At 36.1% G+C, this 24025-nt stretch carries 24 protein-coding genes; 7 read left to right on the plus strand and 17 right to left on the minus strand.

The window, feature by feature from the left end:
* Positions 1-13 precede the first annotated feature (13 nt).
* From coaBC to ODR02_RS18615, 4 genes are all read right to left on the minus strand, one after another.
* Entirely contained in the window at positions 14-1219 is a 1206-nt protein-coding gene (gene coaBC, locus ODR02_RS18600; RefSeq protein WP_309513024.1) for a bifunctional phosphopantothenoylcysteine decarboxylase/phosphopantothenate--cysteine ligase CoaBC, read from the minus strand.
* A gap of 127 nt (positions 1220-1346) precedes the next feature.
* Positions 1347-1670, minus strand: a complete 324-nt coding sequence (locus ODR02_RS18605; RefSeq protein WP_029298198.1) for a DNA-directed RNA polymerase subunit omega — start codon at positions 1668-1670, stop codon at positions 1347-1349.
* Between the two features lie 41 nt (positions 1671-1711).
* Positions 1712-2707: an outer membrane protein assembly factor BamD gene (locus tag ODR02_RS18610; RefSeq protein WP_105684058.1), complete on the minus strand. Its 996-nt coding sequence runs from the start codon at positions 2705-2707 to the stop codon at positions 1712-1714.
* Positions 2708-2810: 103 nt separating this feature from the next.
* Positions 2811-3440, minus strand: coding sequence for a TetR/AcrR family transcriptional regulator (locus ODR02_RS18615; RefSeq protein ID WP_034692722.1), 630 nt, complete (start codon positions 3438-3440; stop codon positions 2811-2813).
* A gap of 97 nt (positions 3441-3537) precedes the next feature.
* Between ODR02_RS18615 and ODR02_RS18620 the strand changes: the two genes are divergently transcribed.
* From ODR02_RS18620 to ODR02_RS18635, 4 genes are all read left to right on the plus strand, one after another.
* Entirely contained in the window at positions 3538-4164 is a 627-nt protein-coding gene (locus ODR02_RS18620; RefSeq protein ID WP_209786662.1) for a TatD family hydrolase, read from the plus strand.
* The gene (locus tag ODR02_RS18625) at positions 4157-4882 is read left to right on the plus strand and encodes a tRNA threonylcarbamoyladenosine dehydratase (protein WP_309513025.1); all 726 of its coding nucleotides are present in this window, start codon (positions 4157-4159) and stop codon (positions 4880-4882) included. The genes ODR02_RS18620 and ODR02_RS18625 overlap by 8 nt, the downstream gene beginning before the upstream one ends.
* Positions 4883-4982: 100 nt before the next feature.
* Entirely contained in the window at positions 4983-5354 is a 372-nt protein-coding gene (gene rnpA / locus ODR02_RS18630) for a ribonuclease P protein component (protein ID WP_209786660.1), read from the plus strand.
* Positions 5355-5599: 245 nt separating this feature from the next.
* Entirely contained in the window at positions 5600-6199 is a 600-nt protein-coding gene (locus ODR02_RS18635) for a DUF4126 domain-containing protein (protein ID WP_309513026.1), read from the plus strand.
* Between the two features lie 50 nt (positions 6200-6249).
* On the opposite strand, the gene ODR02_RS18640 is transcribed toward ODR02_RS18635, so the two are convergent.
* The 13 genes from ODR02_RS18640 to ODR02_RS18700 form a co-directional block, all read right to left on the minus strand.
* The gene (locus ODR02_RS18640) at positions 6250-8376 is read right to left on the minus strand and encodes a hypothetical protein (RefSeq protein WP_309513027.1); all 2127 of its coding nucleotides are present in this window, start codon (positions 8374-8376) and stop codon (positions 6250-6252) included.
* A 1-nt stretch (position 8377) separates the two neighbouring features.
* Positions 8378-8929, minus strand: coding sequence for an LptE family protein (locus ODR02_RS18645; protein ID WP_105684217.1), 552 nt, complete (start codon positions 8927-8929; stop codon positions 8378-8380).
* Positions 8919-9623 carry a hypothetical protein gene (locus ODR02_RS18650; protein WP_209786657.1) on the minus strand — a complete coding sequence of 235 codons (705 nt, stop codon included), beginning with the start codon at positions 9621-9623 and terminating at the stop codon, positions 8919-8921. Before ODR02_RS18650 ends, ODR02_RS18645 begins: the two co-directional genes overlap by 11 nt.
* Positions 9624-9636: 13 nt before the next feature.
* On the minus strand, positions 9637-10926 hold the full coding sequence (locus ODR02_RS18655; RefSeq protein ID WP_105684051.1) for a sigma-54 interaction domain-containing protein: 1290 nt from the start codon (positions 10924-10926) through the stop codon (positions 9637-9639).
* 70 nt (positions 10927-10996) lie between these two features.
* Positions 10997-11761, minus strand: a complete 765-nt coding sequence (locus tag ODR02_RS18660; RefSeq protein WP_309513028.1) for a tetratricopeptide repeat protein — start codon at positions 11759-11761, stop codon at positions 10997-10999.
* Positions 11733-11909 carry a hypothetical protein gene (locus tag ODR02_RS18665; protein WP_309513029.1) on the minus strand — a complete coding sequence of 59 codons (177 nt, stop codon included), beginning with the start codon at positions 11907-11909 and terminating at the stop codon, positions 11733-11735. The genes ODR02_RS18660 and ODR02_RS18665 overlap by 29 nt, the downstream gene beginning before the upstream one ends.
* A 100-nt stretch (positions 11910-12009) precedes the next feature.
* Positions 12010-13446 (minus strand): tRNA (N6-isopentenyl adenosine(37)-C2)-methylthiotransferase MiaB, encoded by a 1437-nt coding sequence (miaB, locus tag ODR02_RS18670; RefSeq protein ID WP_105684216.1) that lies wholly within the window; start codon positions 13444-13446, stop codon positions 12010-12012.
* Positions 13447-13529: 83 nt separating this feature from the next.
* Complete coding sequence (locus ODR02_RS18675) at positions 13530-14258, minus strand: energy transducer TonB (RefSeq protein ID WP_209786653.1); 729 nt, start codon at positions 14256-14258, stop codon at positions 13530-13532.
* A 14-nt stretch (positions 14259-14272) separates the two neighbouring features.
* Positions 14273-14755, minus strand: coding sequence for a hypothetical protein (locus ODR02_RS18680; RefSeq protein WP_309513030.1), 483 nt, complete (start codon positions 14753-14755; stop codon positions 14273-14275).
* Positions 14756-14888: 133 nt separating this feature from the next.
* Positions 14889-16622: a thiamine pyrophosphate-dependent enzyme gene (locus ODR02_RS18685; protein WP_209786651.1), complete on the minus strand. Its 1734-nt coding sequence runs from the start codon at positions 16620-16622 to the stop codon at positions 14889-14891.
* 222 nt (positions 16623-16844) lie between these two features.
* Entirely contained in the window at positions 16845-18047 is a 1203-nt protein-coding gene (lysA, locus tag ODR02_RS18690; protein WP_209786650.1) for a diaminopimelate decarboxylase, read from the minus strand.
* A 261-nt stretch (positions 18048-18308) separates the two neighbouring features.
* Positions 18309-19532 (minus strand): 3'-5' exonuclease, encoded by a 1224-nt coding sequence (locus tag ODR02_RS18695; protein WP_309513031.1) that lies wholly within the window; start codon positions 19530-19532, stop codon positions 18309-18311.
* 151 nt (positions 19533-19683) lie between these two features.
* The gene (locus ODR02_RS18700; RefSeq protein ID WP_309513032.1) at positions 19684-21210 is read right to left on the minus strand and encodes a helicase HerA-like domain-containing protein; all 1527 of its coding nucleotides are present in this window, start codon (positions 21208-21210) and stop codon (positions 19684-19686) included.
* Positions 21211-21350: 140 nt separating this feature from the next.
* Here ODR02_RS18700 and ODR02_RS18705 point away from each other — a divergent pair, with 140 nt between their 5' ends.
* The 3 genes from ODR02_RS18705 (at position 21351) to ODR02_RS18715 (ending at position 24022) form a co-directional block, all read left to right on the plus strand.
* A complete protein-coding gene (locus ODR02_RS18705) occupies positions 21351-21809 on the plus strand; it encodes a hypothetical protein (RefSeq protein ID WP_309513033.1) in 459 nt (152 codons plus the stop codon).
* 80 nt (positions 21810-21889) lie between these two features.
* Positions 21890-22411, plus strand: a complete 522-nt coding sequence (locus ODR02_RS18710) for a hypothetical protein (RefSeq protein WP_309513034.1) — start codon at positions 21890-21892, stop codon at positions 22409-22411.
* A 201-nt stretch (positions 22412-22612) separates the two neighbouring features.
* Positions 22613-24022, plus strand: a complete 1410-nt coding sequence (locus ODR02_RS18715; RefSeq protein ID WP_309513035.1) for an MBL fold metallo-hydrolase — start codon at positions 22613-22615, stop codon at positions 24020-24022.
* Positions 24023-24025: the final 3 nt, after the last annotated feature.

Raw genomic sequence — 24025 nt, forward strand, 5'->3', positions numbered from 1 at the left:
AAATTTATTAAAATTATTTTAAAAATTGAGCCTCTACAAAATTGAGAATATCTTTTGCTACATCATCCTTTGATTTCAGATTGAATTCTTTTTTCTCTGTTTTCGTAAATATTTTGATTTTGTTGGTGTCATTTTTAAAACCAGCGCCTTCGTCACGAAGAGAATTCAGAACAATCATATCCAGATTTTTCTTTTCCAGTTTTCCTTTTGCATTTTCCTCTTCATTTTGGGTTTCCAGGGCAAATCCTACCAGAAACTGGTGAGTCTTCTTTTCCCCCATTGTTTTAAGGATATCAGGATTCTTAACCAATTCAATCGTTAGGTTTTCATCATTTTTTTTGATCTTTTCCTTAGCCACTTCTTTTGGAGCATAATCTGCTACTGCCGCACTGGCAATCCCGATGTCTATTCTGTCGTAAAATTCAAATACTTTGGCCAGCATTTCTTTTGCCGAAATTACTTTATGAAGTTCAACATTTGGATCATTAAGGGTCTGAAAACTTGGTCCTGAAATCAAAATCACTTTTGCGCCTCTTTTCGAAGCCTCTTCTGCGAGAGAGAAGCCCATTTTCCCAGACGAATGATTTCCGATGAATCTTACCGGATCTATGGCCTCATAAGTAGGTCCTGCAGTAATTAAAACTGTTTTCCCATCAAGACTTCCGGAATGGCTATCTGAATGAAAATAATGTTCAACTGTAGTAAAGATCGTTGCCGGTTCTGCCATTCTTCCCTGCCCGATCAGTCCGCTTGCCAATTCTCCGTTTTCCGCAGGTATGATTATATGGCCGAAGCTTTCTGCCAGCTCCAGATTCTTTTTTGTAGAAGGGTGTGCATACATATCAAGATCCATTGCAGGAGCAATGAATACCGGGCATTTTGCAGACATATACGTTGCAATAACCAGATTATCACACATTCCGTGGACCATTTTAGACAGTGTATTGGCCGTACATGGAGCGACAATCATAACATCTGCCCACAAAGCCATTTCCACATGACTGTTCCATGTTCCGTTACTGCTGTAAAAATCTGAATACACAGGTTTTTTGGATAATGTAGACAGACTTAGTTTCGTCACAAAGTTTTCAGCATCAGGAGTCATAATAACCTGTACTTCGGCTCCTTTCTTCACAAAATCTCTGATGAGAAAATGAATTTTGTAAGCCGCAATTCCTCCAGAGACAGCGATAAGTATCTTTTTACCGGAAACACTCATTTAGTTCTAATTTTTGAAATACTAAAGTACTTATTTTTTCCCACACAATGAGGCTTTAAAACAACAAAAGGTCATAAAAGAAATGAATTCCTTTATGACCTTGATTTATTAAAACACAGATGATTGATTATTTTCTTTCTTCTGTTTTTCTGAAATAAACATCTCCATTTAACCATTCTTCAATAGCAATTGAAGTTGGCTTTGGAAGCTTTTCGTAATGTTTAGAGATCTCAATTTGTTCTCTGTTTTCGAAAACCTCTTCTAATGTAGAATTATGAACAGCAAATTCATCCAACTTGTTGTGAAGTTCCGTACGGATCTCCGCATTGATCTGCTCTGCTCTCTTTCCCATGATAACAATAGCTTCATAGATTGAACCTACTTTATCTTCAATCTTATCTTTATCGTAAGTAATAGTATTTACTTCTGCTTTTGTATCTTTTACACTCATTTTGAGAAAATTATTTTATTTTAAGATGGCAAATTTACGAATTATCTTTGAATTTTGAAAGTCGCTGCCGGAGGAGGCGTCTTAAGTGCCGCACTGTCCCTCTGTAACTGGATTGCTTTCTTTTCGTTGCTGATCTGATCCTTTATTTGCTGATCAGCTTTATCTTTATCTGCCAGTTTTTCAGCTTCTTTTTTCTGTCTTGCCGTTAAAGCTGCAATTCTTGCTTCAGTTTGTTTTTTAACAACAACGAAGTTTTGTTTTTCCTTTTCCAGCTTTTCCCTAAGATCTAATGCCGTTTTAGAATATTCTGTATTAGGAAGCTCTTTCTCTACCACTTTTGTATAAGTCAGAGCACTTTCAATACGCTCATCTTTAAGATTATATACGGATTTCATCGCCAGTTCATAACGTGACTTCATGATATAATCATAAATTTTTGAACGAAGTTTTGTACTTGGGAAATCTTCTAAAACATTTTCAAATGCTACATTCGCTGCTTTATACTCTCCCATTTTATAGTATTGTCTTCCGTTTTCGTAAGCTTTAAATTCAAGCTTATAAGACAATTCATCAATAAGTTGGCTGATATTTTTAGATCTTTCAGAGTTGGGATAATTGTTCAGGAACTCCTGAAGCTCATTAATAGCCAATTCTGTACTGGACTGATCTAAGTTATAGTCCATAGATCCTTCATAATAGCACAATGCAGACATATACGCTGCTTCTTCAGCTCTTGGATCTTTTGGGAAACTCACTGCAAAGTTTTTAAACTGGTGACCTGCCAGCTTATAACTCTTGTCATAGTAGTTAGCATAAGCAGTGTTGAAACCTACATTAGGAAAATCATCCGTTCCTGCCACAAGATTTGCCAGTCTGTCGTAAAGAGCCAATGCATTTTTCCACTTTTTCTTAGCGAAATTTTCATTAGCTGCCTTTAAGATAAATTCTTTATCAGCACTCCTCATTGCTCTTTCCTGTTGGCTTACACAAGATGAAATCACCGCTACAACAAAAAGACCTAAAATATATTTTTTCATATAAAAAGTTCAACAGTTTTCGGATTATACAGCCGATTTACTAATTTGCAAAAATATAACTTTTTTGTCAATAGATTTTTTTTTATGAATATTTAACGTAATTTTAGTCTGCAGCGTATCCCAGAATCGCAAAAACACTTAATAAAAGATTCATTCTCACCTTTTTCTCAGCTTCTTTTGCATAGGTTTCCTCATTTTTGCTCGGAACATAGAGCTCATAGAAATTTTTATTCCTGATTACAAATAAGGTGGATCCGATAATCATGGTAAGAATATCTTCAGGCTTTGGGGTAAAAGTAAAAACACCTGATGCAACGCCTTTTTTAATGACTTCATCCAGTTTTTTGACAAATAACTGATAGAAATCAAGCAGTTCATCTTTCAGATTTTCTGTATGACGAAGCTCCTGAGTCACAAAACCATGGAAATAATTATACTTAAAAAGCTGAGAAACAATATATTTAATCATTTCCCGCAGCTGCATTTCCGGTTTCCCTTCTTTGATGGTATCAGCAAATTCCGAAAAGTTCTCTCTGGTTTTCAGCACCCTGTACTGATAGAGGTAAGACATCATTTTCTCTTTGGAACCAAAGTAATAAGAGATCATGGCAACATTGATATTTGCTTTAGAACAAATATCTCTTACAGAAGTTCCCTCGTATCCTTTTTTTGCAATCAGCTCTTCTGCAATATCCAGTATGTGAATCTGTTTTTCTGTAAATTTTTTTTTCATGAAGCGTACTTTGAGTAAAGTTAAGAAATTTTTAACACATTTATAAACGTACGTTTAATAATTTTAAATTAATTCTGAAAAATCCTTACTTTTGAATATGGAATTTTTTGATTTTCACCATCATAAAAAAAACATCAGAAACGGAATTTACAATCTGAACATTGAGCAAATTCCGCCTGACTCCCCTTATTCTATCGGAATTCATCCTCAGGATATTGATGTAAATAATATAGAACAGCAGTTTTTGTGGATGAAAAATATGATATTTCAGAACTGTTTTGCCATTGGTGAATGTGGCTTAGATTCTTTAGTTTCTATTGATCATAAAATTCAGGAAGAAGTGTTTTTAATGCAGATTAAGATTGCTAATGAAGTAAAAAAACCACTGATTATTCATTGTGTAAGAAAATTTTATGAGGTTATTTCATTTAAAAAGAAGGCGGAACAGCCTATGATCATTCATGGTTTTAATAAGAAACATCAAATTGCTGAAGATCTTCTTGCCAATAATTTTTACCTGAGTTTTGGAAAAGCTGTTTTGTATAATTTATCTTTGCAGGATATTTTGAAAAACACTCCATTAGACAAAATCTTTTTAGAGACTGACAATGAAGATTTTAACATCGAAGAATTGTACGTTAAAGTTTCGGAAATAAAAGAAGTTTCTTTGGAACAACTCAATGAACAAATTTTAGAAAATTTACACAGAATAAAAAATGGATAAATACTGGCTGGAAAGAACTGAACTTTTGATAAAAGAAGATGGATTAGAAAAGCTCATAAAAGCCAATGTGCTTGTAGTAGGCCTGGGCGGAGTAGGTTCTTTTGCCGCGGAATTTCTTGCAAGAGCCGGAGTGGGAAATATGACGATTGTGGATGGTGATACGGTAGATATTACCAATATCAACAGACAGCTTCCTGCTTTGCATTCTACGGTCGGAAAACATAAGGTAGAGGTGGTTGCTGAAAGGCTTCTTGACATCAATCCACAGCTTAATTTAACGAAAATCAATGAATTTCTGAATCCGGAAAGAATGGATGAAGTTTTGGATTCTGCAAAATTTGATTATGTTTTGGACTGCATCGACAGTGTTACGCCAAAGCTTTGTCTGATTATTGCAGCCAAAAGAAGAAGGATAAAAATTGTAAGTTCAATGGGAGCCGGCGGAAAAACCGATCCAAGCAAAGTATTGGTAAGAGATATTAGCAAAACTGAACATTGTCACCTTGCAAGACAGGTAAGAAAAAGACTGAAAAAAGAAAAAATTGACAAAGGAGTTCGTTGTGTTTTTGCCAATGATATCCAGGATGAAGAAAGTTTGAAAATGACTGATGGAACCAATTATAAAAGATCTTTTTACGGAACAATAAGCTATATGCCTGCTATTTTCGGGTTGTATACCGCTTCAGAAGTGATTAATCATTTATTAAACCAGGATTAAAATATTCCCCAGCCTATTTCACAGATTTACAAAACGATTTCGTATATAAATTTGTGAAATAGACGGGAGAAAAATAAAAACCCCTATTTACATTCCGTAAATGACGAATTTCCAATATCCCAGAGCGGAAAAGCTCAAAAAAAACACAGAGATCAGTTTGCTTTTTGAAAAAGGCAAATGGAGAACGAGCGGAAATCTGAGAATTATTATTCTGAAAGACAAACCCAATCTTGCTGTAGAAGATGCAAAATTTGGCGTTTCTGTTTCTAAAAGATATTTTAAAAGAGCAGTGCACAGAAACCGTATCAAAAGATTACTGAGAGAATGTTATCGTCTGAACAAAGATTTGTTTAAACAAGCGTTTGGAGAAAAAACTGTGGCAATGCTGTTTTGGGTTTCTGCTGAGATGCCTCCGAAATTTCAGGATGTAGAGGCTCAGTTTATAAAGCTTTGTGAAGCACAGAAAAAATAATTTTCCTTTAGAATAAGAGATCTGTGATGTATTTTATCCCACGGATTATGCTAACCATGCAGATTTTTTATTTTTCCACGGATCACACAGATTTATGCTGATTATTACGTAGGTATTTTTTTATTCTACAGTAAATCACAGATAGCAAAGATCGAAACTCGTATCCCGGAGCTCAAAAATCAACCATACTCTTAATTTCAGATAGTTTTTGTATTTTAGAGAAGACAATAAATCTGAAAATTAATATGTTAGACAATATTCCCTATTTTCCCTATATAATCAGTGCGTTTATCGGCATTGGATTGGCGGCAGCTACAGGTTTCCGGGTATTTCTTCCCATGTTTATAGTAAGCCTTGCCTCTTATTTCAATTGGATTCCCATGAATGAGCATTTTGAATGGCTTGCAGGTCTCCCTACGCTTATTACAACAGGAATAGCCACTATTATTGAGATTCTGGCTTATTATATCCCTTTTGTTGATCATTTACTGGACACGGTCTCTATTCCTATGGCCACAGTTGCAGGTTCCATTTTATTTGCCAGCCAGTTTGCTGAGCTTGGAACTTTTCCGCAATGGGCACTGGCATTAATTGCAGGTGGAGGCACCGCAGCAACGATCAGTTCCGGATTTGCAGGAATAAGGGCCGCTTCTACCGCAACAACAGGAGGTCTGGGAAATTCTATGGTAGGAACAACAGAGACGGCAGGAGCAGGCATAATGTCTATTCTTGCGATGGCAGCTCCAGTACTGGCCGCTATTTTTGCAATAATTACCTTAATTGTTGTTATTGTGTTCGGGCGAAAAGCCTGGAAAAAATTAAGAAGCAGTAAAAACAATCCTTAGAAATGATAAAATAAAAAAAGGTACTGTTCTAATCAGTACCTTTTTCTTTTTTAATTTTTACTTCTGAAGTCCTTAATATCCTTAATCTTGGATTCAAAATATTCCTTTTTCTCAGGACTCTTTTTAATTAATATTTCAAACGCTTTTATGGCCTTTGTATAGAGTTTCTGTTCAAAATAAAGATTGGCCAATGTCTCTGTCATCAAATGCGAGATATCGTCATTCTTTTCTTTTACAACATAGGTACTTTCTTCTTTTAACTGACTGATTCTAGGATTGTTTTCAATAAAGGTTTCAATAGCCTTATCTTTAATTTCCAACTTTTCCTTTTCATTTTCTTCTGTTCTGCCAATCTTAAGCCAGCTCTGCCAAGTATTGATAAAACCAGGGACATTACTGTCTATTGATGACTGAGCCATATTCTTCATAGTAACCTCTTCTGCTTTTTCTACAGGTTCTTCTTTCTTTTCCTTCTGCTTTTCTTCAACTTTAAGGGTAGAAATATCAGTTCCAAAGAATGAAACATTCATCACAGGAACATCTTCTTTTCCATTTTCTGTATCCGTTTTTTCTTCTTCAGTTGATTCAATTGATACAGAGTGATTCTCTTTATTTTCAGATATTTCCGACACTGGCAGAACTTCTTCCTGAACGGTTGCTATAACAGTTTCGATAGGTTGCTGTTCTTCAATGATTGCTTCAGATTCTGCAACAGGAGTTGCTTCCGCTACCGGAGTTTTGATTTCAGGCGCTGATTCTTTTTCTGATTTGCTGATTAAAGAATCTGGCATATTGGATTCCAAACTCATGGGCTTCCATACAGACTGTACTTCAGGAGTTTCTTCTTCTTTTTCTTCTGTAATTTCAACCTTAGCTTCTTCTGCAGGCAGTTGACTTTCAACAACTTCTTTAGGTAAGGATTCTTCTTTTGTTTCCTGAGGTTTATCCTCACTTGTTGACCAGAAATGAAAATTCTGGGTATCAGCAAAGCTAATTCCATGATCTTCAACCACTTCAAGCTCTACTTCCTCCTCTTGCAGAACAGGTTTCGTTTCCTTCATTTTTTTCTCAACCTCTTCAATCAGGCGTCTCATTTCCTCCTCATGTTTATTTACATTCGGTTGGGAAATCTCAACGGTTTCTACAGTTTCTTCATTATTGGCCTGAATTTTAACGTCCGGCATAAATGATTCTGTTCCATGGAAGCTTACTTCAGCATCAGATATTTCTATTGATGACTCTTCTTCATTATTATTTGCCTCTTCTTTTTCAGCAGAAATCTGATCTTCGTCGATAATGGTTTCTGGCGTAAAGTTTTCTCCAGCATTATCTTCTACTTCAGCTTGCATTTCTTGTTGAGCGATTTCTTCTTCAGAAACAGATATAGCTTCAATATCAGTTGATCCTGTATTTAAAGGCTCTTCCGTAACTTCTTCAATACTTTCCTCTGATGATAAAGGAGATACTTCATGGAAACTGATATTTTCTTCTTCGTCAACCTTTTCTTCTTCTTTTTCTGAAGAAATATGATCTTCATGAATGATCGTTTCCGGTGTAAAGTCTTCTCCTGCTTTTTCCTCTATTTCAGTTTGCTTTTCTTCCTGCTGAATAGGCTCCTCCACTACAGGTTCAGCCTTTTGGGTTACCAAAGTTCCTGATTCCAGAGTAGACTCAATATCTATTGTTTCAGAATTTTGCTCGTTCAGGAAGTTTTCTTCTCCTTCAAATAAAATTCTGTTTCGTTCCCCATTTACATAAATATGTTTAATCTCCTGTGCAGTTGGTAAGACACATGCTGACTCCTGCTCTTCTGCTGGTTTTTCTACAGAACCCTCCTCTTCTCTTTTAATAGGGAAAGACTTGGCTTTCTGGACTAATTGAGCAGGTTTTTCAATTGTTTTAGAGGCTTTCTTTTCTTCAACAATCTCTGGTTTGAGCTCTTGTTTGACCTTTCCGTTGATCAACTGATACAAAATCTTCTTATCAGTAGTATATGCCGCTGTTGTGGAAAGCTCTTTCTGATAGTTTTCTTTCTCGTACAGATGGACTCCATACAAGTGAAGTGCCCTGATATTTTGAATATAAGGAAAAGTGTGAATCTCTTCTTTCAAAAGACCAAGGTCTTCGGACTGAATATTTTTCGGATTTTTTATTAATTCTAAAACTCGTGGATTCATCTTACCAATTCGCTACAATGTCGTTAAATATCTTATTAATAATTCTATCTGTTACCAGCTTTACCTGCTGGTCTTCGATCTGACTTAGTGATACATCACTGTTGAAAGCAGCTTCATCAGAATACGTTCTGTCGAAACTTGCATCCGGATGAATTTTATTTTCATAATGTACTTTTACTGTAATCGTAAGTTTATTCTGTGCTTGCTGAATCACCCCACCAGAAGGGTTTGTCTGGGTATTGGAACTGATTGTGGTAGGCGTGATAGAGTAGTCTGTAATCTCTCCTTCAATAAGAATATCAGGATTTTCTTTTGTTCCTTTCAAAGTCGTTCTCTGAAGGAATCTGTTTTGTATTGCTGTAGAAAACTGTTGCGATAATGCAGGATTTACAAGAGGTGCATTATTGGGAAATTCATTGATCTGAACAGTCTTTTCGTCTGTAAGAGACGACCCTGTAAAGCTGTAACATGAATTTAAAACTCCCAGCAATGCAAAAAGCATTCCCGTTAACAGTGATTGTTTCAGGCTGATATTTTTAATGTTAAAATTCATTTTTAGATCCGATTTCAATAATTTCATCATACTCAATTTGTTGAATAGCGTCTTCATAAGCAAAATAGTTTGCTGTGTATAAAAATGGTAAGGTAAGAAAAATTCCTATCCCACAGGCAACAATACCAATCTGAGCTAAAATACTCACTACCAATGAGAAAAGGAAAATCGACAGGAGATTTCCTTTGGTCATTACTTTTGAAATATTCCACGCTTCTTTTATTTCTTTAACCCCTTTAAGACTGATTAACGGGATGATATAAAAGCCCTTCAATACGAAGTAATATATTGCTGCAATTAATAAGAATATATAAGGAAACACGAAAAGAGCAACCATTGGGTTAGGTTCATTACGCTCTGATATTGCTCCTGATATACCCAACACCGCAAATAAAGGAATGTAAAGCAATAACACACCACCAAAAATAATTAACTGCAACATAAAATAAGGCATGAAATCTTTAAAATCAAAGATATCTCCCGGGCTAGCCGGCTGATTTCTATTTAATCTCTGAAGATATTTGTATAAATTACCCATTGCCAACAGTCCGCAGAAAGGAATAATTGACATGATAAAGCATAGTAAAAATGCTACAAAAATATTTCCGAAATCTTTCTTTAAAAGTTCGAAACCTTTGTTAATATATTCTCCGAGTTTAAAATTGACCGGCTTGGGTGTTAAATTTACTTTCATTATCTATGTTGTGTTAATCTTCCAGGTTATATTGTTTTATTTTTCTGTATAAAGTTCTTTGTGAGATTCCCAGCTCATCTGCCGCTCTGTTCCTTCGTCCTTTATGCTTCTCCAAAGCTTTGATAATCAAATCTTTTTCATTATTCTGAAGCGAAAGTGATTCCGGTCTGTTTTCTTCAATTTCGATGTCTTCAATATCTTCATAGCTGTCATCAGGAGTCGAAATAATTGTAGGAGTCTGAACGGTCGGTGTATCGTTATTATTTTCAAAATACAACAATGATCCGGAATTCACCTGCGGCTGACTTTCGGGGGTATAAATCCTGTTGATCAGGTTTTTCTCATGATTACTAAGATCTGCTGTTCCTCTGTTTTTGATCAATTCCGAAGTTAAGGATTTTAAATCATTAATATCATTCCTCATATCAAATAGAATTTTATACATGATTTCCCTTTCACTTCCGAAATCGCTCTGCTTTGGAGTACTTTGAGTATTTACTACCATGGGAAGATGGGTTTCCATAGGAATATACTCGGCCAGTTTCTCAGCGGTAATATTTCTGTTCCTTTCCACAACAGTCATCTGTTCTACCAAGTTTCTTAGCTGACGGATATTACCTGGAAAAGAATAACTTTCAATGTAATGAACAGCGCTTGGTTCCAATTCAAGCTCCGGCATTCTGTATTTTTCTGCAAAATCTATTGCAAACTTTCTGAATAATAAATGGATATCACCTTTCCTTTCTCTCAAAGGCGGCATATCAATCTGAACGGTATTCAAACGGTAATATAAATCCTCACGGAACCTTCCGTCATGGATGGCTTTCATCATATTAACGTTGGTAGCGGCCACAATTCTTACGTTCGTTTTCTGAACCTGTGAAGAACCTACTTTCATAAATTCACCACTCTCAAGCACTCTTAAAAGACGAACCTGAGTCTGCAGCGGAAGTTCTCCTACCTCATCTAAAAATATCGTTCCGCCATCTGCTACTTCAAAATATCCTTTTCTTGTAGCTGTTGCTCCTGTAAAAGCTCCTTTTTCGTGTCCGAACAATTCAGAATCTATGGTTCCTTCCGGAATTGCACCACAGTTTACCACAATATAAGGCTGATGTTTTCTTTTTGATTCTGAATGAATGATTTTCGGAATAAATTCTTTACCTACACCACTTTCTCCAATGACCAGTACAGAAATATCTGTAGGTGCCACCTGTATAGATTTTTCCAGGGCCCGGTTGAGTGCAGGAAAGTTTCCGATAATTCCGAAACGGTTTTTTATGTTTTGTAGCTCGTTGCTCATAAGTAAATTTTTGATTATTGATTTAATGTTAATCTTCTACAGTTCTTCAATCTGTTTTCTGTAGACTTTGTTAAAAATGATGAGTGTAGACATCTTTCATGGTCTTTCCTTCATCATACGTTTGCTGGGCTAACATTTTTAAATCCAAATAATCTTTGTTTCTGATCTTAGAAACTTTACTTTTAAAGTATATGTTCTCGGCAAAGTTGTATTCTTTGCTTTGTTTTTCAAAATTTTCCAGGGCTTTGTCATACCTTCCCAGCTCGAAATAGGTCACTCCCAGCTGGTAATGATCAAACATTCCCTTCACATAACCTCTGGTAGCCAGAAGCCTTTCTATAATCCCTGCTGCTTTTCCTTTTTGTCCTAAAGCACTGTAGGACACAGCTCTTACTACATCCAGATTATAGTCTCCGTTTTGAGATCTCCCTAAGTCTCCGGGCTCATATTTTTTTAATGCATCTAAATCCTGAATAGCTCCTTTATAGTCTCTTAAAAACTGAAACTTGGTCCAGCCTCTATAGCCAAGGTGCATTTGAGGGTCTAAAGCAACGGCTTTGTCAATTAAAATTTTCCAGGTAACAAAATCTCCGTTTTTAAGATATGGAACGGCTTTTTCCATATAGGAACGGGAGAAATCGGGGCACAGTTCAATCGCTTTATCAAAGCCTTCCTGCGATGCTGCATATCCTTGTAAATCTGAAGCCCAGTTGTATAACCCACACGCTTTTTTGCAGTTCTCACCCTCTACTGCATTACAGTTAACCTGTGCAATAGTATTGGTGTAAACGATAAGTAACAAAAAGCTAAGGTAATACCTCTGAAACTTTTCCATTTTCAATTTTATAGGTTAAATACTGATAGTAATCTACTTTTAAACCTTTTATCTCTTTCGGCATCGAGCCATCGAGTGATTTTGTAAACTGCAGTACTTTATTTTCCAATTCTTCATCCAGTACAGCATCTTTCAGATCCGGGCTCATATGCTGTAATCTGAACAGGCCTGTCTTTCCTTCACAATTTACTAAAAATATTACGGTAATATAGCCGCTGATCTTCTTTTCAGAATATATATTTCTTATACTATTCCGCTGTTCTCCCTAAAAGTGTGCCTTGTGTGTTGTCATATACAAAAACATCCACAATGTCACCTATTTTCTGTCCTTCAAGCTGATCGAATACACATACTGCATTCTGAGAGTTTCTTCCTTTCCATTGATTTTTGTTCTTTTTGGAAATTCCCTCAATCAGAATTTGATGGATTCTTCCAACATAAGATTTCATTCTTTGTTTTGAAAGTTCACCCTGAAGCGCAATAACCTCAGCAAGACGTCTCTGTTTCACATCAGCAGGAATATTGTCTTCCATTTTCTTGTGAGCCGGAGTTCCCGGTCTTTCTGAGTAGGCAAACATATAACCGTAATCATATTCTACTTCTCTCATCAGGCTTAAAGTATCCTGGTGATCTTCTTCAGTTTCATTACAGAATCCAATGATCATATCCTGAGAAAAGGATACATCAGGAACAATTTCTTTCGCTTTTTTAATCAGATCCAGATATTCTTCACGGGTATGCTGTCTGTTCATTGCTTCAAGCATGTTATTGCTTCCGCTTTGTACAGGAAGGTGTACATATTTACAGATATTGTCGTGTTTTGCCATCATTCTGAATACATCCAGACTCATATCCTGTGGATTTGAAGTAGAGAATCTGATTCTCATTTCCGGAACAGCTTTAGCAACCAAATCAAGAAGCTGAGCAAAGTTTACGGCTGTTGCTTTCTGCATTTCAGATGCTTTGGCAAAATCTTTTTTAGGACCTCCTCCATACCAAAGGTAAGAGTCTACGTTTTGTCCTAAAAGGGTAATTTCTTTGTATCCGTTGTTGGCAAGATCTTTACATTCTTCTATAATGGAGTGAGGATCACGGCTTCTTTCTCTTCCTCTTGTAAAAGGAACTACACAGAATGTACACATGTTATCACAACCTCTGGTAATGGTAACAAAAGCAGTAACACCGTTTCCGCCTAAACGAACGGGATTGATATCGGCATAGGTTTCTTCTTTGGAAAGGATTACATTAATTGCATCTCTTCCATCATCAGTTTCTTTTAAAAGATTTGGCAAATCTCTATAGGCATCTGGCCCTACAACAAGATCCACCAATTGTTCTTCTTCTAAGAATTTGGTTTTTAGTCTTTCCGCCATACATCCCAAAACACCTACCGTCATATTCGGTCTTTCTTTTTTGAGGTTTTTGAACTGGGAAAGACGCATTCTTACGGTCTGTTCCGCTTTTTCACGGATGGAACAGGTATTTAAAAGAATCAGGTCGGCTTCTTCTACCTTCATTGTTGTATTATATCCCTGTTCATTAAGGATGGATGCAACAATTTCAGAGTCAGAGAAGTTCATCTGACAACCATAGCTTTCTAAAAATAGTTTTTTAGAGTTCTCCGGTCTTTCTGCAATAGCAAAAGCTTCGCCCTGTTTTGTTTCGTCTATATATTTTTCCTGCACGATAATCAATTTAAGGTTCGCAATTTTTAATTACGAAGAAATAAGTCTGCAAAGATACAAAATATTGTGACAGAATGTCAGGATTATCTTTCAGTAAATGTTATTGAAAATTGTACCGGAAATGAAATCCTCTCAACGATAGGAATATCTTTATAGAAAGCTGGTATCCAGATCTTTTTTATCCTTGCAAGAGTTCGCATAAAATCAATATTGAAATTTTTATTATCAACTTCAGGATAAATTCTGGGGTTAGTAATACGGCCGTCTTTATTGATATAAAACTCCAAATTTACTTTTCCGTTAAGCTGATAATCGGAAAAAATCGTCATAAAATTATCATGAAATAAGGTATGAAAAGCTTTCGATCCTTCAGGATATTTGGTATGCGCTACAAATTTATTGGCATCATAACCAGGCTGATAATTGCTCATCAGATCCTTTGGATATAAAATAAATTCGGTAATAGCTCCTATTTTCCATCCTTTTGCTTCGGCAGGCTTCCATTTTTTAAGATTTTTAAGAACTTCTCTGGAAAGATCATATGCACATTTGTTCCTTGCAATATTAGCCGTATCCTGATCTTTAATAAATTTAACTTCAGCTTTTTCTGTTACAATAATTCGGGGTTGATAAATTTCCTTATCACTACATTCTTTAAAGTTATTCTTGACAAGATATTCATGAACATCTTTATAAAAATTAACGATTCCTCCTTCATAAAAGCTTTGTTTTTCTGGGTATTCATCAAGTATCTGTGCCTTACAAATAGATACAAAAACCAGAAAAAACATAATAAATTTTGTTTTCATCATTGTATTTAAATTATTTAATCTATATCAACTGAAACTGAAGAAAAGTTCATTTTAACTTTGATCTGTGAAGCTACAGGCTGTCCGTTACACGACGCGGGAGTCCAGTTTTTCTTTATTCTTCTTACGACATACTGCATATCATCAAAAAAAACTTCACTGTTCTGAACTTTAGGCATTCCCTTTACATCAACAACTTTTCCTTTGTCATCAAGAACCAGAGTAAATGTAAAGTCACCAGTAAGCGCATAGAAATCCGAATTGAGATAAGCATACATATATTTGTTCAGGATATCTTTGTAAGCTGCCACTCCACCTTCATAAGCTGCAGGTTTAAAATTATTGCATTTTACAGCAACCTGCATAAAGGGTTCTTTGATATCTATTTTTAAAAGGTTTTTATTACTTTCCCTGATAAATGAATCATCTCGTTCTTCCTGATCCTGTGCCAATGAAAAATTCGCTGCACATAAGGCCAAAAATAAAAGTATCGTTCTCATAATTTTGTTTCCTAATAATAAACAAAGGTAAATATTTAGCTCATTTATAAAAAAGAAAAACTTCACACAAAGTATGAAGTTTTAAGTATGAATCCTGAATTCAAGGTAGATTTGAAATCTTTATATTCTGACCTTATAGCAGACCTTTGATGTGTTTATAATTCGTTTTCACCGTTTCAAAAACCTCATCCATTTTACCGCCAAGCATCAGTTGCGCCATTGATTTGGTCATCCCCATAATCTGGTCAAACTCAATTTTAGGAGGAAGAGCCAATGCATTAGGATTGGTAAAAATATTCAAAAGATAAGGACCGTTGTGATCCAGACATTCTTTGATGGCACTTTCCACATCTTCCGGCAGGTGTACATTTTTTCCGGGATAGCCCATCGCATGGGCTACCATCGCAAAATCCGGATTAATCATGTCTGTTTCATTATCGGGCATTCCTCCCACTTCCATTTCCAGCTTTACCATTCCCAGGGTTCTGTTATTGAATACAATCAGTTTTACCGGCAATTTATATTGAAAGATAGTCGCCATATCACCTAATAACATGGATAATCCTCCATCTCCACACATAGCAATAACCTGCTTTTCAGGATGAGCCAGGGCAGCACCAATTGCCATAGGCATTGCATTCGCCATTGATCCGTGATTAAATGATCCCAGCATTTTCCTTTCCCCTGTTCCTGTAATAAATCTGGCTCCCCAAACACAACACATTCCAGTATCTACCGTAAAAATAGCATCATGTTTAGCAAGTTTGTCTAGAGTATGTGCCACATATTCCGGCTGAATAGCATTCTCTTTCCCAAAATCTTTCACATACTCCAATTGGTTTTCTTTTACTTTATCGTAAAATGCCAGCTGCTCATTCAGAAAATGAACATCTGTCTTTTCTTGCAGTAATGGCAGTAATGCTTTAATTGTTTCTTTAACATCTCCTGCAAGCCCCAGCTCCAACTTTGCCCTTCTTCCTAATCTTTCAGGGCTTTCATCAATCTGCACTATTTTATTTTTTACAGGCATGAATTTTTGATACGGAAAATCCGTTCCCAAAAGAATCACCAGGTCGGCTTCATGCATGGCGTGATAAGCTGAAGGAAATCCTAATAATCCCGTAAGTCCCACTTCATTAGGGTTATTCGGCTGGATGGCCATTTTCCCACGAAATGAATATCCTACAGGGGCTTTCAACAGGTTAGACAATGCTATCACCTCATCACGGGCTTCAGCAGCACCTATTCCACAATAGACTGTTACTTTTTTACTATTGTTTATGAGTGTTGATAAGCTTTTTAACTCAGTATCCGAAGGCCTTATTACAGGATTTGTTTTAAAAATTTGAGTGGAAGTAGATCCTTCTTCGGCATCCAGTTCGGAAACATCTCCCGGAAGACCTATCACGGCAACTCCTTTTTTGGAAATCGCATGTTGAATAGCCGTTTGAACGGTTCTCTGCACCTGCTCCGGACGGGTAATCATCTGATTGTAGTAGCTGCAGTCATCAAAAAGTTTTATGGTATTGGTTTCCTGAAAGTAATCCATTCCCATTTCATCACTGGGAATGGTGGAAGCAATCACCAACATTGGAACATGAGAGCGATGTGCTTCGTAAACTCCATTAATCAGGTGAACGTGCCCAGGACCACAACTTCCGGCACATACGGCCAACCCATCAAGCTCTGCTTCTGCCGCCGCTGCATACGCTCCTACTTCTTCGTGTCTTACATGAATCCATTGGATACTGCTTTTTTTAACAGCAATATTCAGATGATTAAGACTATCACCGGTTACTGCATAAATTCTTTTCACATTGGCATTTTCGAGCATTTCAACAATCTGCTCTGCTATGTTTTTTGCCATAATTACTCTATTTTGGTGGTTGTTTTTTTGGTGAAAAATAGTAATTGAGAAGGACAATCGTCATCCTATCCCTATCAAATTTAGCTAATTAAATTGAAATTCCCCCGTTATTACCATGTTAAAACTTTGTGAATTTATAATGAAACTTTACAGATTGGATGTTTACTTTAAAACAAAACAGCCACCCAAAAAAGGTGGCTGTTTATATAATATGTTTCAGATTTACATCACTACTTCGATCTGATTTCTCAACAGATCTTCAAATTCATCTCTCTTACGGATAAGATGTGCTTTTCCATCCAAGAACAACACTTCAGCAGGCTTTAATCTTGAATTGAAGTTTGAACTCATTTCAAAACCATAAGCTCCTGCATTATGGAAAGCAAGGACATCTCCTTCTCTCACTTCATTAAGTTTTCTGTCCCATGCAAAAGTATCTGTTTCGCAGATATTTCCTACTACAGTATAAATTCTTTCCGCTCCTTTTGGATTGGATAAATTTTCAATCATATGGTAAGAATCGTAGAACATCGGACGGATCAGATGGTTGAATCCTGAATTCACCCCAACGAAAACAGTAGCTGTTGTTTGCTTAATCACATTAGCTTTAACCAATAAATATCCGCTTTTTCCTACTAAGAATTTTCCGGGTTCAAACCATAGCTCGAATTTTTTCCCTGTAGATTTTGAAAACTCAGAAATTACTTTTTCTACTTTTTTACCTAATGTTCTCACATCAGTTTCTTCTTCACTGTCCTGATAAGGGATTTTGAAACCACTTCCCATATCCAGATATTTCAGGTTCGGGAAATGTTCAGAAAGTTCTAACATGATTTCCAGAGCCTGTAGAAATACATCCGGATCTTTGATCTCGCTTCCTGTATGCATGTGAAGTCCTTCAACATTCAGGTTTGTGCTTTTCATCACTCTTTCAATGTGACGAACCTGGTGAATGGAAATACCGAACTTACTGTCGATATGTCCTGTTGAAATTTTATAGTTACCTCCGGCAAAAATATGCGGGTTGATTCTTACTAAAATAGGATAGGTATTTCCGTACTTATTCCCGAATTGCTCAAGAATAGAAATGTTATCAATGTTTATATGAACTCCAAAAGTCATTGCTTCCTCAATTTCAGCCAAGTCAACACAATTGGGAGTAAACAAAATCTTCTCTTTCGAAAATCCTGCCTTTAATCCAAGTTTAACTTCGTTAATCGATACACAATCCAAAGAAGCGCCCAGGTTCTTGACATACTTAAGAATATTGATGTTCGTCAAAGCCTTCGCTGCGTAGAAGAACTTCGTATGTTTTAAGAAAGAAGATGTAAGTTTTTCGTATTGAACTTTGATGGACTCAGCATCATAAACATACACCGGGGTGCCAAACTCAGTGGCAATCTTTAATAATTCTTTTGAATTCATAATTTCATTTTAACATAAAAAAAGGCAGATTCTTTCAAAAAAGAGTCTGCCGCATTGATTATTTTTTATGCAAGACAACTCTTTTAAATATTCCAAACCTTAGAGAACCTTACAGCTCCCTTTTTTCCAGTTTTAATTTGTTTAAAATTTTGCATTGCTACTATTTATTTTTTGCAAAAATACTATTTATTTTTTATTTTACGAAAATTGATTTGAAAAGCATCTTCTTTCATATCAACATATAAAGTGTTAATTCCTATATCATTTCGGTAAAGGCAGAGTTTCAAAATCGCTTCGAAGCAGTGCCAGCTGCAATTCATTATTCAAATCCGTGGAGGATAATGGAAGGTCAATTTTTAACTTCGCAAGCTTACTTAAGGTTTGAATTTGTGTAAACAATTCATAAAAACCAAAGGAAACTACTTTTCCATTTTCTATGATTAAAAATAATTTCTCACCCAATTTTCTTCCCTGTCCCAGCCAAAGTTCATTTCTTTTTCTGAATTCAATTTTCTGTTTCAAAGCAGAAAAATCTTTAAATTCTTCCTGAGAACCGATAAACTGAACCGCCTTGGTTCCTTGGGTAAATGATCTGAATTTTAAGACTGGTTTTTCAGTTTTATTGAGTGTATTTTTTTCAACTATATATTTATTATTCCTGAAATAGAGTCCGAAAGGCAGAACTTCTTTCTTTTTAATATTCTTAGAATTCAGAATCAGCTTGGCAATAGTGTCTGTTCCGGTAAGCTCAAAATTAATCTGCTCCACCTCTTTCTGGATCTGTTCCCATTTTTTTGATTTGGAATTGAAGACTTTTTTGGAAAACTTATTGATATCCTGAACATAATCCGAGAACATAATCCGTCCGGATTCATCCTGAAAATAGACAAAACCTTTATCATTAGGAAGATCCTGGGTAAGCTCTTTGATCTTATTGATATAGGTTTTTGCGTTGGACTCATCATGCTGTTTCTGAATGATCTCATTTTCGGTATCCTTCGAAATCAGAAGTTTAAAAAGCTCTAACGTAGCTCTGGCATCACCTTCTGCCCTGTGGTGGTTTGTCAAAGGAATCCCCAAAGACTTCACCAATTTTCCCAACGAGTAACTTACCTCATCAGGGATCAGTTTCTTCGCCAATGGAATTGTATCTAACGTATTGATTTTGAAATCATAGCCAAGCCTTTTGAATGACTGACGAAGCATTCTGTAATCAAAATCAATATTATGCCCTACCAACGTTGTATTTTGAGTTATTTCGATAACTCTTTTGGCAATTTCATGAAATTTCGGGGCAGTTTTGACCATTTTCGGGGTAATACTGGTCAGCTTCTGTACAAAAGGAGTAATATCACCTTCAGGATTTACCAGAGATATAAACTGATCAATAATTTTCTGACCATCATATCTGTATATGGCGATATCTATAATGCATTCATTTCTATAACCTGCACCATTACTTTCTATATCTATAATTGAATACATTTAATATTAACTGCTGTTTTTTTTTGTCATTTATATGTAAAACCGGCGTCTTTTTCCCGATAAAATCCGGCTCTATTTTTTCTTGCTAAGTAAAGATAACCCGCTAAAATAACAAAAAATATGTTAAAATATAACAGATTATTCTTCAAAATTATCTTCTTCTGCCTCCCAGACCAAACATTCCGAGAATAGCTTTTGCTCCTTCTCTCATTAATGTACTGGTAAAAGTACGGCCTGCTTTACTCTGCAATACCTGTTCAAACATTCCCGGTTCTTCTTTTACTGGTTTTGTCTTTTGTGTAGGAGCTGGATTTTGTGCAGCCTGTTCCATTCTGTTAGTCAGCATTTCATAAGCAGATTCTCTGTCAACGGCCTGCTCATACTTTGCAACGAGAGCTGATTTTGAAGTCAGATCAGAGACTTCTGCTCCACTCAAAACATCCATTCTTGATTCCGGAGAGATCAGGTAAGTATGCACTAATGGGGTAGGAATTCCTTTTTCATCCAGAGCCGTAACAAATGCTTCTCCAATTCCCAAGTTCTGAATCAGGCTGGAAGCATTGTAATATTCTGTAGTAGGATAATTTTCGACTGCTTTGGTAATTTCTTTTTTATCTTTTGCGGTAAAACCTCTTAAAGCGTGCTGTATCTTCAATCCTAATTGAGAAAGTACATTTTCAGGAACATCACCCGGAATCTGAGTAATAAAATAAATTCCTACTCCTTTGGAACGGATGAGTTTTACCATTGTTTCAATCTGTGAAAGAAGGGCTTTGGAAGCTTCATCAAAAATCAGGTGGGCTTCGTCTATGAATAATACCAGCTTTGGTTTACCACTATCTCCTTCTTCCGGAAACGTCATATAAATTTCCGCAAAAAGCGAAAGCATGAATGTTGAGAAAAGCTGTGGCTTGTTCTGAATATCTGCTACTCTTAAAATATTAACTACTCCTTTTCCGTCTCTTGTTTCCAGTAAGTCATGAACATCAAAACTCAGTTCACCGAAGAATCCTGCTGCTCCCTGTTGTTCCAGCGCAACAATAGATCTTAAAATCGCTCCGAGAGATGATGGCGCAATAGATCCGTAATTGGCTGCAAGCTCAGCTTTTCCTTGTGCATTATCCGTCACATACTGAAGTACTTTCTTCAAATCATTAAGATCAATCAATGGAAGGCCCTTATCATCACAATATTTGAAGACAATAGACATGATGCTTTGCTGCGTATCATTAAGCTCAAGGATTTTGCTGAGTAAAACAGGACCAAATTCTGTAACCGTAGCTCTCAGTTTCACTCCTTCTCCTCCGGAAATACTCATCAGTTCCACCGGAAAGCCTTGTGGGTTATAAGGAAGCTGCGTTTTGCCATATCTTTCCTCAATGATAGCATTCATCTGGCCGGCTTCTGCAATCCCGGAGAAATCTCCTTTAATATCAAGAACCAAAGAGGGAATTCCTGCATGGGAAAGCTGTTCTGCAAACACCTGTAATGTTTTTGTTTTTCCTGTTCCCGTAGCGCCGGCAATAAGACCATGGCGGTTAATCGTTTTCAGGGGAATGGTTACGTTTACCTCTGTGACCACTTCTCCATCCAGCATTCCTTTTCCTAATATTATATGCTCTCCTTTCGGAGTATATCTAGCGTTGAGTTCTTCAATAAATTGTGTTTTGTCTGCCATTTGATCGCTTTTTTAACTTATAAATATAAAATTTTTTGTAAAAATCTGAGTAATTAAAGTAATATTATATGATTAAATTTTGTTCTAAGTTCATTAAATTTACTACTCACTTAGCCATGACAACAACATATATACCACATATGATTTCATTTAAGAAAATTACATTCGTTATTCTTTCTATTTTTTCTACATTATTTTTTTCTCTAAAAAGAAATGAACCTGTCAATTTACAGATAAAAGGAGATTATACCCATACATCTAGTTCAGTAGTCTTTCCAACTTTATGGTCTGGTTTTCAAAGAGAAACGATCACCTCTTATGATATACAGAATAAACACGTTGTAGTAAGCTATGTACAGCAAAACAGTAAAAAAAGCAAAACGGTTCTTACTTTATATCTCTATCCTAAAAAATCAGTTGACAATCAGCTATTGAGGGATGAATTTGCTGTATATGAAACGGTTCTTAATCAGAATTCTAATAAAAGTGTAGATCTAAAACCTATGTTTGGAAGCTCATCCAATGATAAAGTAAAAGTACATTATCTCTATTCAATATTTGATCATGCCATGGGTGAACGTGATTTTTTAAAGGAGTAAAATATACGGATAAGAAATCTCTCCTCGCCATTTATGAATGTGGAGGATGGGGCTTTAAAATAAGGGTTTCAAGTGATGATATGACTTCTGATCAACTGGCAGAACTCAAAAATAAAACTGAAGTCTATTTTGGATTATTGGACATTGCATCTAAAAAATCTCTTCCTATCAGCAATACTCCTGATATTATTTTATCTCCCGTTATCAAAAGAGATTCTATGATGATTAATTCTGTAATTGCTGCAGCTGATGCAAAAATAGAATGGCTGGGTAAAAATTCAGAAAAAAAAGAACTTTTGACTGGGTTTAACGATATGAATATTGAATCTGAGGTATATTCCATACAGAAAATGATAGAATTCTATAAAACCCATGAAAAAGATTGGCCCATGCATGCAGACACTAAAAAATATTTTGATGAAATGATCAGGATTGCAGACCATGGGAAGATTAAAGATTATCTCTATGACAAATACAACAGGCTGATTCAATATGATGAAGGAGAAGCTAAAAAAGATGAATATCTTCAATTCAAAACTGATAAAAACATCACGGAAAATACCAATGAAATTCTTTACAAAATATACTATATCATTGAGTAAAGGAATTATGCTTCAAAAGCTAAACATGATATAAAACAGCATTTCCCAATTGTCTTTATGTAAGGCATTCTTTTTGCTGAAAAACATCTTACGTTAAACATCCGTTTAACAAAGTATTGAAAGAAACTATCAATGGGATTTAACATTTCATTTAGAATTTATCTAATACTTTGTATCTTTAACTCATTAAAAAAAGACCCAATGAAAATTGAACAAATATATACGGGCTGTCTGGCTCAGGGTGCCTATTATATTGTATCAGAGAATGAAGCTGCCATTATTGATCCTTTAAGAGAAGTAAAACCTTACCTGGATCGTCTGGAAAAAGACAATGTCACTTTAAAATATATTTTTGAAACTCACTTCCATGCTGATTTCGTATCAGGACATCTGGATTTAAGTAAAAAAACAGGTGCTCCGATTGTATATGGACCTACAGCCGCTCCGGAATTTGAAGCCATTATTGCAGAGGATAATCAGATTTTTGAAATCGGAAAAATAAAAATAAAGGTAATGCACACTCCTGGGCACACTATGGAAAGCAGCACTTACCTTTTAGTAGACGAAAATGGTGTTGAAACTGCGATCTTTACAGGTGACACTTTATTTTTAGGAGACGTTGGAAGGCCAGATCTTGCGCAGAAGGCAACGAATCTTACTCAGGAAGACCTTGCAGGAATTCTCTACGACAGTCTTCAGAACAAAATCATGCCATTGGATGACAGCATTACGGTTTATCCTGCTCACGGTGCCGGATCTGCCTGTGGAAAAAATATGCAGAAGGAAACGGTAGATATTTTAGGAAATCAAAAGAAGACAAACTATGCTCTTAATCAACCAGATAAAGAATCTTTTATCAGAGAAGTACTTGACGGTTTGACCGCTCCACCGAAATATTTCGGAATGAATGTCGCTTTAAATAAAGGCGGTTATGAAAGTCTGGATGTTGTGATGAACAAAGGGATGCAACCTGTTGCTCCGCAAGATTTCGAAGCATTGGCCGAAGAAACCGGAGCATTAATTTTAGATACCAGAGGACCTGCAGATTTCCATAAAGGATTTGTTCCTAACTCTATCAATATAGGTCTGAAAGGTGATTTCGCACCATGGGTAGGAACGCTTATTGTGGATGTAAAACACCCTTTATTATTGGTAACTGATGAAGGTACTGAAGAGGAAGTAATCACCAGACTGAGCAGAGTAGGCTTTGATAATGTAATAGGATATCTGAAAGGCAGTTTTGAAGCCTGGAAAAATGCAGGTAATGAAATTGACGAGATCAAAAGAATCACTCCAGCCGAATTCGCAGAACAGTTTACAGAAGACTCTACAGTAGTGGATGTAAGAAAACTGACTGAATATTCTGCCGAGCATATAGACAATGCTTACAACAAGCCATTGGATGCCATCAGTGACTGGGCTCGTACGATTGATGATTCTGAACATTTCTTTCTGCACTGTGCCGGGGGATACAGAAGCATGATCGCAGCAAGTATTCTTAACTCACACGGAATCAGAAACTTTACTGAAATAGAAGGAGGTTTTAACGGCATCAAAAAGACGGAAAAATTCCCGACTACAGATTTTGTCTGCCAATCCAAAACATCGTAAGAT

Source organism: Chryseobacterium sp. CFS2 (assembly GCF_036543225.1).
Classification (GTDB): Bacteria; Bacteroidota; Bacteroidia; order Flavobacteriales; family Weeksellaceae; genus Chryseobacterium; species Chryseobacterium culicis_A.

What these genes read in the sequence shown, in the direction of transcription:
- ODR02_RS18610 (WP_105684058.1), bottom strand. Translation starts at nt 2,707, where the DNA reads ATGAAAAAATATATTTTAGGTCTTTTTGTTGTAGCGGTGATTTCATCT.
- coaBC (WP_309513024.1), bottom strand. Translation starts at nt 1,219, where the DNA reads ATGAGTGTTTCCGGTAAAAAGATACTTATCGCTGTCTCTGGAGGAATT.
- lysA (WP_209786650.1), bottom strand. Translation starts at nt 18,047, where the DNA reads ATGAATTCAAAAGAATTATTAAAGATTGCCACTGAGTTTGGCACCCCG.
- ODR02_RS18660 (WP_309513028.1), bottom strand. Translation starts at nt 11,761, where the DNA reads ATGGAAAAGTTTCAGAGGTATTACCTTAGCTTTTTGTTACTTATCGTT.
- ODR02_RS18705 (WP_309513033.1), top strand. Translation starts at nt 21,351, where the DNA reads ATGATTTCATTTAAGAAAATTACATTCGTTATTCTTTCTATTTTTTCT.
- ODR02_RS18650 (WP_209786657.1), bottom strand. Translation starts at nt 9,623, where the DNA reads ATGAAAGTAAATTTAACACCCAAGCCGGTCAATTTTAAACTCGGAGAA.
- ODR02_RS18655 (WP_105684051.1), bottom strand. Translation starts at nt 10,926, where the DNA reads ATGAGCAACGAGCTACAAAACATAAAAAACCGTTTCGGAATTATCGGA.
- rnpA (WP_209786660.1), top strand. Translation starts at nt 4,983, where the DNA reads ATGACGAATTTCCAATATCCCAGAGCGGAAAAGCTCAAAAAAAACACA.
- ODR02_RS18695 (WP_309513031.1), bottom strand. Translation starts at nt 19,532, where the DNA reads ATGTATTCAATTATAGATATAGAAAGTAATGGTGCAGGTTATAGAAAT.
- ODR02_RS18700 (WP_309513032.1), bottom strand. Translation starts at nt 21,210, where the DNA reads ATGGCAGACAAAACACAATTTATTGAAGAACTCAACGCTAGATATACT.
- ODR02_RS18625 (WP_309513025.1), top strand. Translation starts at nt 4,157, where the DNA reads ATGGATAAATACTGGCTGGAAAGAACTGAACTTTTGATAAAAGAAGAT.
- ODR02_RS18715 (WP_309513035.1), top strand. Translation starts at nt 22,613, where the DNA reads ATGAAAATTGAACAAATATATACGGGCTGTCTGGCTCAGGGTGCCTAT.
- ODR02_RS18605 (WP_029298198.1), bottom strand. Translation starts at nt 1,670, where the DNA reads ATGAGTGTAAAAGATACAAAAGCAGAAGTAAATACTATTACTTACGAT.
- ODR02_RS18685 (WP_209786651.1), bottom strand. Translation starts at nt 16,622, where the DNA reads ATGGCAAAAAACATAGCAGAGCAGATTGTTGAAATGCTCGAAAATGCC.
- ODR02_RS18680 (WP_309513030.1), bottom strand. Translation starts at nt 14,755, where the DNA reads ATGAGAACGATACTTTTATTTTTGGCCTTATGTGCAGCGAATTTTTCA.
- ODR02_RS18665 (WP_309513029.1), bottom strand. Translation starts at nt 11,909, where the DNA reads ATGAGCCCGGATCTGAAAGATGCTGTACTGGATGAAGAATTGGAAAAT.
- ODR02_RS18635 (WP_309513026.1), top strand. Translation starts at nt 5,600, where the DNA reads ATGTTAGACAATATTCCCTATTTTCCCTATATAATCAGTGCGTTTATC.
- ODR02_RS18645 (WP_105684217.1), bottom strand. Translation starts at nt 8,929, where the DNA reads ATGAATTTTAACATTAAAAATATCAGCCTGAAACAATCACTGTTAACG.
- ODR02_RS18640 (WP_309513027.1), bottom strand. Translation starts at nt 8,376, where the DNA reads ATGAATCCACGAGTTTTAGAATTAATAAAAAATCCGAAAAATATTCAG.
- ODR02_RS18615 (WP_034692722.1), bottom strand. Translation starts at nt 3,440, where the DNA reads ATGAAAAAAAAATTTACAGAAAAACAGATTCACATACTGGATATTGCA.
- ODR02_RS18675 (WP_209786653.1), bottom strand. Translation starts at nt 14,258, where the DNA reads ATGATGAAAACAAAATTTATTATGTTTTTTCTGGTTTTTGTATCTATT.
- ODR02_RS18620 (WP_209786662.1), top strand. Translation starts at nt 3,538, where the DNA reads ATGGAATTTTTTGATTTTCACCATCATAAAAAAAACATCAGAAACGGA.
- ODR02_RS18710 (WP_309513034.1), top strand. Translation starts at nt 21,890, where the DNA reads ATGACTTCTGATCAACTGGCAGAACTCAAAAATAAAACTGAAGTCTAT.